This is a genomic window from Vineibacter terrae, from assembly GCF_008039615.1.
In the GTDB taxonomy this organism is placed as follows: Bacteria; Pseudomonadota; Alphaproteobacteria; order Reyranellales; family Reyranellaceae; genus Vineibacter; species Vineibacter terrae.
This window is the reverse complement of sequence record NZ_VDUZ01000009.1, coordinates 134107-149501: the sequence shown is the minus strand read 5'-3', so window position 1 is coordinate 149501 and position 15395 is coordinate 134107. Positions and strand designations below refer to the sequence as shown.

At 68.9% G+C, this 15395-nt stretch carries 11 protein-coding genes; 1 reads left to right on the top strand and 10 read right to left on the bottom strand.

The window, feature by feature from the left end; translation table 11 throughout:
* Positions 1-32: 32 nt before the first annotated feature.
* Positions 33-2243 (top strand): type VI secretion system-associated FHA domain protein TagH, encoded by a 2211-nt coding sequence (tagH, locus tag FHP25_RS10390; RefSeq protein WP_147846859.1) that lies wholly within the window; start codon positions 33-35, stop codon positions 2241-2243.
* Between the two features lie 6 nt (positions 2244-2249).
* Here tagH and tssG read toward each other — a convergent pair whose 3' ends face one another.
* From tssG to FHP25_RS10340, 10 genes are all read right to left on the bottom strand, one after another.
* Positions 2250-3296 (bottom strand): type VI secretion system baseplate subunit TssG, encoded by a 1047-nt coding sequence (gene tssG / locus FHP25_RS10385; protein WP_178133443.1) that lies wholly within the window; start codon positions 3294-3296, stop codon positions 2250-2252.
* Entirely contained in the window at positions 3293-5107 is a 1815-nt protein-coding gene (gene tssF, locus FHP25_RS10380; RefSeq protein ID WP_147846857.1) for a type VI secretion system baseplate subunit TssF, read from the bottom strand. Before tssF ends, tssG begins: the two co-directional genes overlap by 4 nt.
* Positions 5108-5114: 7 nt before the next feature.
* Positions 5115-5600, bottom strand: coding sequence for a type VI secretion system baseplate subunit TssE (gene tssE / locus FHP25_RS10375; RefSeq protein WP_147846856.1), 486 nt, complete (start codon positions 5598-5600; stop codon positions 5115-5117).
* A 22-nt stretch (positions 5601-5622) separates the two neighbouring features.
* Positions 5623-6432 carry a type VI secretion system accessory protein TagJ gene (locus tag FHP25_RS10370; RefSeq protein WP_147846855.1) on the bottom strand — a complete coding sequence of 270 codons (810 nt, stop codon included), beginning with the start codon at positions 6430-6432 and terminating at the stop codon, positions 5623-5625.
* A 33-nt stretch (positions 6433-6465) separates the two neighbouring features.
* Entirely contained in the window at positions 6466-7893 is a 1428-nt protein-coding gene (gene tssC / locus FHP25_RS10365) for a type VI secretion system contractile sheath large subunit (protein WP_178133442.1), read from the bottom strand.
* 94 nt (positions 7894-7987) lie between these two features.
* Positions 7988-9466: a type VI secretion system contractile sheath large subunit gene (gene tssC, locus FHP25_RS10360; RefSeq protein WP_147846853.1), complete on the bottom strand. Its 1479-nt coding sequence runs from the start codon at positions 9464-9466 to the stop codon at positions 7988-7990.
* 3 nt (positions 9467-9469) lie between these two features.
* On the bottom strand, positions 9470-9979 hold the full coding sequence (gene tssB / locus FHP25_RS10355; protein WP_147846852.1) for a type VI secretion system contractile sheath small subunit: 510 nt from the start codon (positions 9977-9979) through the stop codon (positions 9470-9472).
* Positions 9980-10082: 103 nt separating this feature from the next.
* Positions 10083-11204 carry a type VI secretion system protein TssA gene (gene tssA, locus FHP25_RS10350; protein WP_147846851.1) on the bottom strand — a complete coding sequence of 374 codons (1122 nt, stop codon included), beginning with the start codon at positions 11202-11204 and terminating at the stop codon, positions 10083-10085.
* A 211-nt stretch (positions 11205-11415) separates the two neighbouring features.
* On the bottom strand, positions 11416-12153 hold the full coding sequence (locus FHP25_RS41345) for an OmpA family protein (protein WP_147846850.1): 738 nt from the start codon (positions 12151-12153) through the stop codon (positions 11416-11418).
* 149 nt (positions 12154-12302) lie between these two features.
* Entirely contained in the window at positions 12303-15383 is a 3081-nt protein-coding gene (locus FHP25_RS10340) for a CHAT domain-containing protein (RefSeq protein ID WP_178133441.1), read from the bottom strand.
* Positions 15384-15395 lie beyond the last annotated feature (12 nt).

Genomic DNA, 15395 nt, shown 5'->3' with positions numbered 1-15395 from the left:
CTTATTGCCTGCGGGATTCGGAAGATGGACGCATGACCGCCTCGCTTCGCCTTCGGGTTCATAAGGCGCCGCTGACCGAGACTCCACCAGCCCCTCTTCTGCTGGCCGGCGGCCCTGTCAGCATCGGGCGCCGTGATGACAATGGCTGGGTGCTGCCCGATTCCACCGCCAACGTGTCGCGCAAGCACGCCACGGTCAGCGAGCAGAGCGGCATCTGGCGCGTCACAGACGAATCGGCCAACGGCACGCTGCATAACGGGCAGCTTGTCGGCCGCGGCAACGCGCGTCCGCTGGCGCCCGGCGACATGATCAAGATCGGCGACTACGAGATCGTCGTCGAACCCTGTGCCGACGGCGGCAATGCGATGCAGGGCTTCCAGATGGCGCCACCGGTGCAGCCATTGGCCGACCCGTACGACGTCGGCCAGTTCGCACGCGCCGATTTCGGCGCCGGACCGCCGCCACCATCCGGCCCCTCGCCGTTCGACCCGCCACCGCCGGAGCGCATGGCCGAAGCCCCGCGCAACATCGACCTGTTCGGCGATTTCGGCGCTCGCCAGGTCGCGCCCGGTGTCGGCATTCAGGCGAACCACGAGGCACCGGTCGCCGCTTTCGGCGGCCTCGATGTGCCGGTCGGGCCGCTTCCCGGCTCCGGTCCGGCGCCGTTCGGTGGAACCAGCGATCCGCATGCGCCGTTCGGTGCCCCGCCGGCTGCCGGCGCCGACTGGGGTGGGCCGGCGGCGCATCCGGTGCCGAATGCCGGCGCCATGGTGACAGACCCGTTCTCCAATCCGGGCGGCGGTTCCGTCTTCGGCGACCAGTTCGGATCAGCCGATGCGATCCGCAATCCGCTGGCCGGCGGCACACCGCGCGCCGATGCAGGCCTGAAGCCGGTCGACCCGTTCAATGCGCCGGCCGGGCCCTCGCCTTTCGGCAACCCGGCGAGCCCGTTCGGCACGCCTGACCCGGTGGGCTTCGGCCGCGATCACGCACCCGCGCCGCTGGGGTTCGATGCCGTTCCCGTGCCCGAGATCAGCGGGCCGGGCGTCAACGCGGCCCTGCCGGCGGACTGGAATGCCGAGCCGATGTCGGCACCCGCTGCGCCTCCTCCCGATTTGGATCCGATCGAGCAGGCCCTGGCCGGCCTGAAGGGAGCCGACAAGCCCGCGGCTCCCGGCCCGCAGCAGCAAGCGGCGATCCCGCGTTCGGCCGTTCCGGACAGCGCCGCCCTGTTCGGCGCAGCACCACCCCCCGCTCCTGAGGCGCGGCAGTCGACACCCGACGGCTTGCCGCCGTCGGCCGCCTTTCCATCACCGCCGGGCGGCGGCCTGCAAGCGCCCGCACGGGGCACGCCGATCCCGCCCGGGACCGATTTCTTCAGCGCGCCGACACCACCGCAGCGCGCCGTCATGGAGGACGTCTTCGCTCATCCCGCGGCGCCCGCGCCGGCCCTGTCGCAGCCACGGCCCGGCGTCGCCGTGGGAACGCCATCGGGACCGGCCGCCGCGCCGTCGGCGGCGTTCCAGCCGCAGCAGCCCCAGCCACAATCCCCCGGCGCCGCGTGGCAGCCGGGTGCGCCGCCGGCGCCCGCGCCACGTCCCACGCCAACCCCCGCGCCACCGGCCAAGCCGGGACCGGCCGCTGCTGCGACGACCGGCGATGCCCTGCTGCGCGCCTTCATGGAAGGCGCCGCGCTGCAGCAGGTGCCGCCCGATCTCGACCCGGTGCAGGCCATGCGCACGCTGGGCGCCTCCAGCCGCGCCATTGTGTCGACGCTCGCCCGGCTGCTGGAGGCACGCCGGCTGCTGAAGGGCGAATTCCGCATCACCCAGACCGTGGTCGGGGCGCGCGAGAACAATCCGCTGAAGTTCTCGGTCGACGAGAGCGAGCTGATGCTGGTGCTGCTCGGCTCGGTGCGACCTGGCTTCCAGCGCGGCGAGGCCGCGGTATGGGACGCCGGGCGTGACCTGGAGGCGCACCAGCTGGCGATGCTCGCGGCCTTCCGCGCGGTCCTCGATGCGGTCTTCGCGCGGCTGGCCCCGGAGGCCATCGCGTCCAATGAGGAGGCCGGCTTCTTCGGCCGGCTGCTGCCGCAGGCACGCGACGCCGCGCTCTGGGAACGCTATGCCAAGGTCTATGGCGATCTGCGCCAGGATATCGGCAACACGCTCGCCGGCCGGCTGGGCCAGATCTTCGCCGAGGCTTACGAGACGGAGAATGGACGCCGGGGCGGATCGCGATAGCGCGTATCAGGCGACACGATCGCACGACAGCAGCGTGTCGGCCTTGTCCTTGACGGCCGGTAGGCTGCTGACCCAGGTGTTCCATCCCAGGCGCGGGCCGTCGCCGCCCCCCCAGTCACCCAGCTTCAGCGGCGGCACGTCCTCCTTCTTCAAGGACAGGCGGACGTCGAAATAGAGCGCCTCGCCCGTGAACACCCGGGCGAAGTGCACGAGCTGGCGCAGCGGCTCGCGATCGGGCAGAAACATCCGGAAGCGCGCGTAGGTGAGCGGGCCCAGCTCGATCCTGTAGGCGCCCTCGGGACGCATGATCTTCTCGCCGATCACCGCCTCGTCGCCCAGCCGACAGAAGCCGCCCGGCACCAGCCGGGTACGCTCGCTCTGGGGCAGGCGGTGCCAGTGCGGCACGAAGGTATCGACCCGGATCGACTCGCCAAAATAGTCGGACAGCAGCGATTCCAGCACCACGGCCGAGCGCGGGTTGCCGGCCAGCGCGCCGGCATAGAAGCGCAGCGCGGCATGCGGCGTCGCCAACCGCGCCTTCAGGCCCTCAGTGCTGAAGCCGATCAAAGCGTCGATCAGCCCGCTGATGCCGGCCTCGGCCGGCAGCACGTCGCGCGCCCGCTCATCGGGTGGTGTCTGCGCCGTCAGCCGATACTTGGTCCAGGCCCGCATGAAGAAGCTGGCCGAACGATGCAGGAACAGATCGAAGAACGACGCCAGCGACGTGTCCTTCTCGCGGATGCGTGCCTGGATCAGCTCGCTGTAGGCCTGCGGCATGACGCCCGACGGACCATGCAGCCCGATGAAGGACACGCCCAGCCGAACCTCGGCATCGGGCTGCTCGCGATAGAAGGTCAGTTCCGACGGCGGAAACGCCAGCGCGGTCTCGGATACGAAGCGCACGACTTCCTGCCGCGGATGCGCATCGCGTCCGACCGGCGCCGCGCGGGCGGCACGATCCGTCGCCGCCTCGTGCGCCGCGTGCCGCTCCAGGATCAGGAGCGCCTGCAGCGGGTCGAACGCCTGCGGCTCGGTGCGCAGGCGCTCGATCAAAGAAGGGTCTTCTCGCCCGTCCGCGGCGGCCATGAGGCAAGCTTCCCTGTGCGTCCGGTGAGGCGAACCGTCAACCGGGTGAAGGCGTTGACGGCAGCGTAGAGCCCGAAGAATCGTTCGAGCACGCTGGCCAGCAGATAGGCGTTGCCGGCGCTGTAGTTCTCCGCGGCCAGCAGCAGGTCGAGGTCAAGCCCATGCGCGATCGTGGTCGAGGGCCCGACAGGAACCCGCGCCAAGGCCCGGCGGCTCTCGATCGACCGAATTCCGCCAATCAGGCTGCGCGATTCTTCACGATCGCCCCAATCATACAGGCGCAGCACCTCGCGCAGCGCGTCGGCGCCCGCTTCGCCATCGGTGATCGACAAATGATTGAGGGACAAATGCGACAACAGCCGCCACAGGCGCCCGGTCGACAGCGGCGGGCGCCGCGTGGGCGTGAACGGCGTGATCATGACGACCTGGCGCACCGCCGCCGCCGGCGTCACGAGCTCCAGCCGGATCTGGCCGCCGCTGCCCGAGAGCCGCGCCACGAGGTCGCGATTGAAGCAGACGGTATCGACGGACACGATCCAGTTGGCGGGGGTGTTGGCGTTGGCGTCGCGGTTGAACACCGAAAGGAACAGCTCGGTCCCGCGATCACGGGCGCCGACCCCTGCCCGCCGGCTTGCCTGCCAGAAGCGGCTTCCCGGCGCTGAATCATGGCGAATGCCGAAGAACGGATCGAGCGTATGCTCCCCCGAGTCCGGCGACGTGGCCGTCACGCGCTCGACGCTGTAGATCTCCAGCACGTCGGGGCGCCGCGCATCGGGAATGACGCGGTTCTCGAACTGGGTTCCGTCCAGCCGCACAGGCTCGGCGCGATGGCGGAACAGGTTGATGACGGGCACGCAGTTGAGCTGCATGTCGCCGGCCACCACGCCGCGCTCCAGGTCCTTGTCGGTGTCGCTGAGATAGAAGAACAGGTCGAGCTCGCGGCCGGCGCCGGCCATGCACCGCGCACCCAGGCCGCTGACCTCGAAGAACAGGAACTTCTGCGGCAGGGCAAAGTATTCGCTGAGGATCCGGTAGCCCGAGAACGAGCGCGCCGGATAGGGCAGCATCGCCTCGTCACGCCCGAAGCCGATCGGCCGCACGGCGCTGGGCGCCAGGAATACCGGCCGCGTGTCGTCGGGTCCTTCCGACACCGCGATGCCCACCAGCCGGTTCATGATCAGCTCGTAGAGCGGCAGCGCCCGCTCCATCGGGGCGTTGATGAAGAACCGCAGCGGATCCGGCTGCAATGCCTCGAACGTGGTGCTCGTGCCCATGCAGCGCAGCCGCATGTGCAGCACCCCCAGCGCGCCTGATGCGCGCGGATTGACCGGGGCCCGGAAAGGACGGCCCTGCAAGGTCGTGCTGGCGATCTCGATCGGCCACAGCGTCACCTCCTGGGTGGTGCGCACGCGGCAGCGCTCGCCATCGACCGGGTCCGTCTGCAGCTCCTCGCTGCGCGCCAGCCGCAGCGGCTCCGTGACCTCCGGCACCGCATCGATCCGCGCGATGCCCATCGGCGGCACGGGCAGGAGATAATGCGGGTAGAGCGTGTTGAGCACCGACTCGGTGAGCTCGGGGAACTCGTCCTCGATCTTCAGGCGGGTGCGGGCGTTGAGCAGCGCAACTGCCTCGATGAGACGCTCGACATGCGGGTCGGCCGAGACGTCCGGCCCCAGGCGCAGACGGCCAGCGATCTTGGGGTAGGCCTCGGCGAAGCGCATGGCGTCGCGCCGCAGGAACTCCAGCTCGCGATTGTAGAGCGGCAGCAGGTCGTCCATATCGCCGTCACTTGTCCGCGATCGACATCAGCCGGGTGCCGCTGTCGATCTGGGTATCGAACGCGATCGGCTCGGGTGCCGGGTCAGCCTGCATCATCGCCTCGATGCGCAGGCGCGCGACCCGTTCCAGCCGATCGCCGCGAGTGTCGAACTGCACCCTGATCGATGTCAAACGCGGCTCGAAGCGACGAATCACCTCGGTGACACGCCGGCACAGGGTGGTGCGCCACTCGCCTTGCAGCGACAGCACCGAGAAATCGGGCAGGCCGTAGCCGACCACGGACTCGTCGATCTCCTTCAAGGCCGCCGGCCAGCCACGGCAACGCTCACGCGTGTTGAGCAGCGCCTCCAGGTCACGCCGCACCGCCTCGCGCAGGCGCGCCATGGTCTGCGCCGGCGTCATCGGCCGCTCCCGTGTCTCATCGGGCCGGTCGTCTATCAGGCGGTCGAGGACGGAAAGCTCCGCCCTCAGGGCATCGTCGTCGAGCGCCATGGATGGCAGCCTCCGCCGCGGATCATCCCGCGCCGAACTGGACGGTCTGCAGCTCGTCGATGCTCAGGCCGTCGTCGCCGACCAGGAACATGCGCAAGCCCAGGCCGCGGGTCGGCTCGCCGTCGCCGCCGACCCATTCCGTGGTCCGGCCCAGCCGGAACAGGTCGATGTCGCCGTCGGCGGGAAGGATCGGATAGGTCGCCGGCACATAGACCACGCCTTCGGGACCGCCCCGCACCTCCATCTTGCATTGGCGCCAGATGATATCGCGCGGCCGGGAGGGTTTCTCGAACTCCATGAGGTCGATCCGATCGATCGGGATCCAGAAATACTTGCCGGTGCTGGTCATCACCTCGACAAAACCGGCGCACAGGTCGTCGGCGTCACGGAAGTCCTCGAACGCCGCGCCACCTTCGCCGAGCCTGCCAGCCGTGCGGGTGCGCTTCTCGTCGGCCTCGCTGAGCAGTGCGGCCGCCTCCCGCGTGCGCCCCTCGCGCAGGTGCAGCAGCGCCTGCAGCGCGGCCTGGACACAGGGGCCGGGCTCGGTCGCCACCTCGGGCGCCCGGCCTTTCTCGAACACTTCCTGGCGGGCCATGGCGGCGCGCACCAGCTGCCGCGACAGGGCGACGCCCACGGCGAGCTTGGTGTGCTGGGTCGACAGCGCATCCAGCTGGCGGTCGGCCTTCTCGTAGGCGCCCACCAGCATCAGCAGGTCGGCGAGGAAGGCGCGGGCATCCGAATCGCTCGGCTTGTCACGCACCGTGGCAGTCTGGGCCTCGATGGCCTCTGCAAGCTTGCCGTCGCGAAACAGCGACTTGGCATCCGTGGTCATGTAAATTGCCTCCCGTGATCGTCAGCCGGCGCGTCAAGCGGCACGCTGGGCCTGCTGGCGGACCGTGCTGATCAGGTTGAACGTGGCGCCCATCTCGTCGAGCTGAAACTGGGGCTGCAGGCGCGCGATCAGGGCATAGTGCCCGGGCTTGCCGGGCAGCTCGCGCACATCGATCTGGGCGCTTTGCAGGGGATAGCGCGACTTCATCTCCAGCGACGTCTCCGAGCCGCCTCCCATCGTATAGTTGAAAATCCAGGCCGACAGGCGGTCGCGGCATGTCTCGGGCGTCGTCGAGGCGCCGATGATGTCGCGCGCGATGACCTTGATGTAATGCGCGAACCGCGATGCGCACAGGATCTGCTGCAGCATCGAGGACAGCTTGGCGTTGGCGCGTGCCGCCGGCTTGTCGTAGCGGGTCGGCTGCCACACCGACTGGTTGGAATTGAAGACAAGGTAGCTTGTCAGGCGTGCCGTCATCAGCGGAATGAAGCCGAGCTCCGCCAGCTCCCGTTCCTGGCGCTCCGTCAGCATGGCCTCCACCGGCGGGCGCTGCGCGACCCGCGGGCGATCGGTGGTGAACCACGGGAACGGCAAGTCGTCGAGCAGGCCGCCGCCCGGCAGGTCGCGCCCGGCGCCACGAATGTCGCCGAACCAGCCATAGGTCCCGAAGGAGCGTATGACAACCGCGCCGAAGGCGTAGGCCGCCGAACCCCACAGCCAGTTCCGCGCATCCTCGGCATGCACGGTCTCGCGATAGACGAAGCCATCGGCGCGCGAGCCGTCCGGCCGGTAGGGCAGCCGCATCAGGATGCGCGGGAAGACCACGCCGAGATAGCGGGTATCCTCGGTGCCGGTGCGCAGGGAGCGCCAGCCGGCGAACTCCGGCCGCAGGAACATGCCCGGCAGGTCGATCGTGGGGACCAGCTCGCGGAAGCGGTCGATGCCGAACATGGCCGGCGAGCAGCCCATCACCGTGGGCGCGTGCGGCGCAGCCACCACGCCGGCGAAAGCGCGCACCGTCTCCAGATCCTTCGGGTGCTTGCTCGGCTCGTAGTCGGCGACGATCAGGCCGTAGGGCTCGCCGCCCGGCGTGTCGAATTCCTGCGTGTAGATCTTGTTGAAGGCTTCGCTCTGGTCGAACTCGATGGCGCGCTCCAGGTCGCGCGTCAGCTCGCGCCACGACAGATTGAGGACCCGGATCTTCACGGCTTTCAGGCCGTCGGCAATGCGCACGAGCCAGATCAGCCCGCGCCAGGATCCCTCCAGGCGCTGGAAGCGCGGATGATGGATGATCTCGTCGACCTGGACCGACAGAAGCCGGTCGATGCCGGCGATGAGGCGGTCGATCGTGAAGGTGGTCTCGCGGTTGCGCTGCCACAGCGCCTCGCGGCGCGCCGGCGTCAACGCGGCGACCTTCTCGCTCACGGCATCGGCAGCCGGGAGATCCGGCTGCCGATCCATCGGGGCAACGAGCCCAGCGTCCGCCAGTGAGTGGCCGGCGGGGTCCATGTGCTCGCTGGGAACGGCGTCCTCTGGTGCCGTCACTGTATCTCCGTCAGGCCGCGGCCTTCGGAATACGGGCGACCATACGCAACGACGTCGTCAGCTCTTCCATCTGCAGCCAGGGCCGCAGATGCGCCACGGCGTAGTACGAGCCGGGCGCGCCCGGCACTTCCTGGACCGTGACCCGGGCTTCGCGCAGCGGATACCGGGCCTTCATCTCCGGGCCGGCATCGACGTTGGCGTTGACGTAGTTGTTGATCCAGGAGTTCAGCCACTTCTCGGCGTCGTGACGCTCCATGAACGAGCCGATCTTGTCGCGGCCCATGATCTTCAGGTAGTGCGCGAAGCGCGACGAGGCCATGATGTACGGCAGCCGCGAGGAGATCGCCTCGTTGGCCGTCGCCTCCGGCTTGTCGTACTTCTTGGGGCGGTGGACCGTCTGCGCACCGAAGAACACCGCGTAGTCCGTGTTCTTGTAGTGGCACAGCGGCAGGAACCCGAGATCCGACAGCTCCTTCTCGCGGCGGTCGGTGATGGCGATCTCGGTCGGGCACTTCTGGTCCTGGTCGCCGTCATCGCTGACGAAGGTGTGCGACGGCAGGTTCTGGACCATGCCGCCGTTCTCGGCGCCACGGATCGAGGTGCAGAAGCCACTGCGGGCGAACGAGTCCGTCATGCGGGCGCCCATCACATAGGCGGAGTTCATCCAGCAATAGTGCTCATGCGCCAGCGCCTTGCCGGGTTCACCCTCCTCGTAGTCGAACTCTTCGATCGGCTTGGTCTCCTTGCCGTAGGGCAGGCGCGCCAAGGCCCGAGGCATGGTGAGCGTCACGAAGCGCGAGTCCTCGCTGTCGCGGAACGAACGCCAGCCGGCGTACTTCACGCTGTCGAAGCCCTTCTTGAGGTCGCGGATGTCCCGCAGGCCGCGGAAGTCGCTGAGCTCGAACATCTTGGGATCGGCAGCCGAGATGAACGGGGCGAAGGACGCCGCGGCAACGCCGCCCAGGCCACGCAGCAGCTCGACGTCGTCGGGATGCGGCGAGAACTCGTAGTCGCCGATCAGGGCGCCGTAGGGCTCGCCGCCGGGCGTGCCGAATTCGTTCTCGTAGATCTTCTTGAACAGAAGGCTCTGGTCGAACTCGGTCGCCTTGCTGAAGTCGTTCAGCAGCGCCCGCTTGCTCAGGTTGAGCACGCGGATCTTGAGGCTGGTGCCGGTCTCGCTGTTCATCACCAGGTGATGCAGTCCGCGCCAGCTCCCTTCGAGCTTCGTGAACTTCTCATGGTGCATGATCTCGGCGAGCTGACCGGAGATCTTGGCGTCGATCAGGGCGATCGCCCGCCGGATCGTCTGGTTCAGGTTCTTGCTGAACTTGACCGTGCCGGCCATCGCCTGCTCGGTCAGCGCCTTCAGCAGGTCCTGGGCCTCGTTGGCGTCGGTCTGCTTGGTTGCGCCGATTGCTGCGTCGAGAAGCGATGCGCCCTCTTCGGTCGCAGCCTGGGCGCCCTGTGCCTGGGCCTGTGTCTCAGCCATGGATCAACCCTCCCCGCCGCGCTTCTTGATCTCGTCGTGCAGCTTCTTGACGGCTTCCTCGTCGGCGAGGACCTTCTCCAGAAGCTGCTCGAGATCGTCGGAGCGATCGGCCTTGGTCATCAGGTCACGAAGCTTGTCGCGGGTCTCCTTCAGCCGACGCAGCGGCTCGACCTGGTCGACGATCCGCTTCGGCTCGAAGTCTTCCATCGAGTTGAACTTGAGGTTCACCGCCATCTCGCTGCCGTCGTCTTGCAGCTTGTTCTGAACACGCATGTTCAGACCCGGCGTCATGTTCGACATGATCTTGTCGAAGTTGTCGCGATCGATCTGGACGAACTTACGATCCCGCACCTCGGGAAGCTTTTGTGTGGGGTCGCCCGAGAAGTCGCCCATCACGCCGACGACGAACGGCAACTCCTTCTCGACCTGGGCGCCCTCGGTCTCGACCTCGTACTTGATATGGACGCGCGGCTTGCGCACGCGGTCCAGCTTTTCCTGTGTAGAACCAGCCATCGGAACACCTCCCTCGAACCCCTACGGAAAAATAACACACCGGGTCTCGCACGCGCGACTCCCGTATTCACCGCGCACCGCGTCGGGCGGCGGCCACGCCGAACTACTCGGGCGGTTTGGGCGGCCGGATTCCGGCATTCTGAAGAACACGCGTACGCACTTCTTCGTCCGGCAAAAGCTCGGCCAGCAGATCGAACAGCGGCATGCGCGCGCGCTCGATCATCGAGTCCAGCGCGTAGGAAATGGGCGAGTGCGGCTCCCGCTCGCGGAAGAATTTTGCCACCGCGTTCAACATCTCCAGCGCCTGCTCGCGGGTGTTGAACGTGCCGGGCCGCGCCACACCCGCGCCGCCGCCACCGCCTCCACCACCACCGCCGGCATCCGCCGCCGCGCCATCGCCACCCGCCGCCGCGGCCGCCTCGCTTTCATCCGACGCCAGGAACTGTCCGGCGAGCGTGCGGATCATCCGGTCCGCCGCCTCGAACACCTCCCGGATCTGCGACGAGCCGGGCGAGTCGCGGCCCATCTTGTCGTCCAGGAACGTAGTCAGGCGCTGGTAGGCATCGCGGGCTGCCGTCAGGTCGGCCATGAGGGGCTGATAGAAGTTGACCCCGCCCTGCCGGGCCAGCGTCTCGGCTTCGCCGATCTGCTTGTCGCGCTGCAGCTGCTCGCACTTGCCCAAGCCGAAGGCGCCCGTGTCCCCCACCGGGGTGATCGGCACCGACTTGAAAGGCCGGATCAGCGCGCCTTCCCGATCGGTGCCGTTGAGGCCGGCGAAAGGCTGGCCCTTGGCTCCGGCATCGGAGTCCTCGGTATCGTAGTTCAGGTTGTCCCAGTAGCGCTCGACCAGCTCGGCCGCGAGCGTGAAGCCATCGCGCAGCCCCGCGAACCCGTGCTCGCGCACCAGCGCCTCGATCATCCAGCAGACGACCTCGATGTCCTTGGACGTCTCGTGCAGCGTCTTCTCGCACAGCTCCAGAAGGCTGCTCCACTCCCGCAGGGCCGCCGTCCCGCCGCTGCCGGTATCCTCACCTTCCTCCGCCGCGACGGCCGCCATGGCGGCCTGCCGCTCGGCCGTACGAGCCTGCCCCTGGAGCCGGCGCAAGGCGTAGTACGGCGCGTTGTCGGATTCGTCGGCCCGCAGGTTCGGGCCGCAGGGATTGTCACCCTCGAGCGGCGCCGCCAGGGCTTCGACGTCAATAACCTGCGGCGACCCTTTGGCCATTACGATGCCTCAGCCGTCGATGCTGGGGACCAACCGGCGCAAGCGGCGCCCAGTGCCTCGCGTCGGCCGCTGCTGCCGGTAGCCATCACAGCCACGACAAAAGCCCCATGACACGCCTTGCCGCATGTCAGCCTCCGCGGAGCCCCGGATTCACAGCCCCCAATACTTCAGCGCCGCGCGCCGGTGTGCCGGCGCGCAGCACCCCCCAATGTCACGAACCGATGTTCAACACCTGGACGCGACGGTTGCGACCATTCGTCGGGTCATTCGGCAGCAGCAGCTTGGAGCTGCCCAGGCCCCGACCCTCGAAGCGGTCCCGCGACAGCCCATGCTGGCTGACGAGATAGTTGATCACGGCCTGCGCCCGGCGCTCGGACAGGCTCCTGTTGTACGCCTCACCGCCAGTCGTATCGGTGTGGCCCTCGATGAGGAACCGATCAGACGGGTTCAGCTTGAACACCTCGGCGAGCTGGTCGACGATGCGCCTGGCTTCCGGCGTGAGCTGGTCGGAGTCGATGGCGAACGGAACCGCGAGCCCAATTCCCTTCGGCGCCTGAGGCTGCGTCGCGGCTGGCGCCGTGGCCGCCGGCGGCGGCGTTCCTGCTGCCGTCGACGAACCTGCCGGCGGCGGCGCGGCGCTTGGCGCCGTTCCCGCGGCCGCCGGCGCGGTGGCCGGCTTGCCGCCGGCGTCGGGCGTGCCGATCACGACGCGACCGCGCGTGGTATCACCGCCGGGCCGACCGGTGCCGCCGCACTCAGGCGGCAGATTGCGGCCCAGGGCACGGAACATATCGCAGCGGCTCACCTTGCCGCCGGTGCCATCGACAACCTGCGCCTGCACGGACGGCATGAAAGCGATCGACCCGATGACGGCCGACACGACAAGCGCACCGGCCAGCTTGGCTTGCTGAAGCATGGTTCCCCTCCAAGGGAACAGCGACGGCGACATCGAGCTATTCCCATTGGTAATAATTCTACCAGATTTTTCGCCGTCTCGCAAAGTTAAAATGAGTGATTACTCGCAGTAATGCCCTACCGCGCAAACAAGGTCAAGCCTGAAATCCGCTTATCGTATCAAGTTCTGGTCCATCTGTCGCATCAAGTTCCCGTTCGCACGCTCGAACCTGCGAACACGAAGGGCGCCCAGTAGAACGGGTGCGCCCAACGCGCCGGGTCCTGCCCCTTGCCCGCATTCTCCAGCAGCTCGAGCTGGGTCTCGCGCAGCACGTGCGTGGGGCTGCCGCCCCTGCCGATTGCGGCAAGCATGTTGACCATCATCAGCGTCGTCGTCTCGTCGGCGACGCTCCAGTGCGACGCCATCAGGCCACGCGTGCCGGCCGTGAAGAAGGAACGGGCCAAGCCCGAAAAGGCCTCGCCGGCGCTGCGACCATCCGGGCCGGCCGTGTTGCAGGCGGACAGCACGACCAGATCTGCGTCCAGGCGCAAGGCGGCGACGTCAGCGGCGGTCAGCAGCGCCTCGGTCCCGCCCTGCCCGGTCAGGATCACCGGCTGCTGCAGGCAGCGCAGCTCGGTCGGCAGCAGGGCATGGGCCGCGAAGTGAACGACACGGTATTGCTCGAGCCCGCCGCGGATCACGGCGGTACGGCTGAAGGCCCTGCCCAGGCGGGTCGCGGTGCCGCTGCCCAGCTGCCTGGCCGTCAGCGTCACCTCGCCCTCGGCCAGGGGCAGCGGCGGCAGCGACGCCAGCTCCCGTGCGTCGCCCTCGCAGGACCGCGTCGTGACGGCACCGGTGCGCGATGCCTGCACCACGCGCGCCGCCGTGGCCAACGGAAGCGGCTCGAAGCCGCCGAAGCCGATGTAGCGGTTCGGCGCGCGCGACCGCGCCGCGGCCCGCCGCAGCAGCACCAGAGACTGCGGCGCCGGCACATAGGACAGGGCCAGCGACTTGATCAGCCAGGCGACCTTCTTGTAGTCGGCCACGTCGGTGATGGGCGGCGGCGCCTCGCGCACCAGGATGGACAGCGGCAGCGATTGCAGCGCGCCGTTCGTGGCGACAACCAGCTCGCGCATCGCCCTGAGCTGCCCGTCCACCGGCCCCAGCAGGCGCTTGTAGAGCTCGTGCGCCAAGGCGACGTCGTAGGCCGGCAGCTCGCCCTGGGCGTCGGGCGTGAAGGCGCCGCGCAGCTTGGCCACCATCTGCGCCGCCTCGTCGAGGGTCAGCGCGATCCGGTAGGCCGTCACACGGCCGTCACGGGCCAGGAACCCGAAGCTGCGCTTGGGGCCAAGCACCACCTGCAGGAATCCCTCGCCCGGGCGCAGCACGGCGATGATATCCTTGGCGGCCGCCTGCCCCTCGATGAGCTGGAAGTAGTTCGGCAGGATACGCTTGACCTCCTGCTCGGCGGCATCCCGCGCCCGGCTGGCATCGGTGATCTGTGTATCGATCGCCTGCAGGACCGACAGCTCAGCGCCGCGGTTGGCGGCAATGTCGCGGCGCTGGAAGAGGTCGGTCAGGCGCGTTTCCAGATCCTGCAGCTCGCGCACCTTCTGGTTGCCGTCACCCAGCCGGACCGCCGCCTGCGCGACATAGGCAGCGGTGACCCCGGTGCTGATGAGCTGGGCCGCGTCGAACATCTCCGCCGCCGTCGCCGCCTCCGATACCCCGGCCTTGCCGGCCAGGACATCGAGATAGGGCAGGACCGCGTCAGTCGAGACGGTGTTGCGCCGCGCGCGCAGGATCTGCGCCCCGCGGCGGAACTCTGCCAGGGCCGCAGAATTGTTGCCGCGTTGCAGCTGGATCTCGCCCGACTCCAGGAATGTCTTGCCGGCCGGCTGGGACTGCGGCAGGGCCGCCGCCAGCCCGCGCGCCGAATCGCTGAGATCGGCGCTGGCGGTGCCCAGATCCTTGGTCGAGGCGGCGCTGAGACCGGCGATGCGGATCGCGCGCCAGCGGATGCCGCCGGGGTCGATGCCGACCCCCTCCAGCAATGTGACGGCACGCATTGCATACTCGCGGCTTTGGTCCGGCTGCTTGTCGGCCAGGGCCAGCAGCGCGCGCGTACGGTAGATTTCCGCGACGCCCTGGGCCGCAAGCTGCATCGCCGGGCTGATCGTCACGGCGCTGGCGAGATCCTGGCCCATGCCTTTCTTGCCGCGCGGATCGATGAACTGCTGGCCGCGTACGCCGAAGCCATAGGCGGGGGCCTGGACCTCGCGCTGGACCTGCCGCGCCATCAGCGGCTTCAGGTCGGGGGCGCTCACGAAATAGAGCTCCTCGGCCTGGTCCAGCATCGCGCGCGCCTCGTCGCGCCGGCCCTGGTTGGCCAGATTCTGCGCGGTGTACTGGCGCACACGGGCCCTGACCAGCGGCTCCTGCACGCCGGCGACCAGCGCCTCGGCCCGGCGGTAGAGCTCGCCCGCCTCGGTGAACCGGCCCTGGTTGCTGATGTTCAGCGCCAGGTGCACCAGCGCATCGACCTGATCGGGGTTGTCGCGCCCGAACAGCCGCTGATGCAGCGCCAGGGCGTCGCGGTAGGCGCGCTCAGCCTGCTGATAGTCCTCCTCGACGTTGTGCCGGGCGCCCACCCGCATCAGGCTTTGGTAGCGGTCGATATCGCCGGAGCCGAAGCCGGCGGCGAAGCGGCCGCCCAGCGAGTCTGCGATCGAGCCGCCGCGCCCGCCTGGCGCTGCGCCGCCGCCCAGCGCGGCAATCGTCGCCTCGATGGCAGGCGCGGCCGTGGACAGGCCGTCGCCGAGGAACGTGAAGCCGCCCCGCACCGTCACCACGCCGACATAGGGCACGGCGCCGGAGCGGCGGGCGCACGGCAGCAGGACCGCGGGGCTGCCGCCCAGCGTCGTGCTCGAGGCGGCGCTGCACCGGGCACGCCCTTCCAGGTAGCTGCGCCACGGGCCGCTGGCGGCTAGGCTGCTCAGATTGCCGGCCGGCTGCGCGCCATCGAGCTGGAAGACGCGCGCCACCGGATCGAGCGCCTTGCCGCAGAAGATGTCATAGGCGCCACGTGCCACCATCGCCGGATCGGCGCCGATCGCATGATAGGTGCACGCCTCGCCGGCGCGTGTCTGGCCAGCCGGCGCGCCACCCGGCCGGGACTGTGCCGGCGCCGGCTGCGCGCCAGCCGCGCCGATCACAGCCAGCACCGCCAGGCCGGCCATGATCGGCAGCCCGGACCGTCGGATATGCGCCTTCAGATGCTTCATGATCATCATCCC